Here is a 202-nt window from a genome sequence, read left to right on the forward strand (position 1 = left end):
GTTGCTGGGTCGTCTGGCGCCGGACTTCAAGACCATCGCGGATTTTCGCAAAGACAACAGCATGGCCTTTCAGGCGACTTGCAAGGCTTTTGTCCAGTTCTGTCGCCAGGCTAGCTTGATCAGTGGGGAGCTGGTGGCCATCGATGGCAGCAAGTTCCAAGCGGTAGCTTCGCTGCGCAAGCACCTGAGCGTGGAGAAGCTC

Annotated in this window: 1 pseudogene; it reads left to right on the forward strand. The window is 57.9% G+C overall.

Annotation, left to right across the window (positions count from 1 at the left end):
* Positions 1 to 202 (forward strand): annotated as a pseudogene (locus tag ACNFCJ_RS24225) (IS5/IS1182 family transposase); the annotation flags it as partial.

The sequence above is a fragment of the Pseudomonas sp. NY15364 genome (assembly GCF_048068235.1).
GTDB lineage: Bacteria > Pseudomonadota > Gammaproteobacteria > Pseudomonadales > Pseudomonadaceae > Aquipseudomonas > Aquipseudomonas mendocina_D.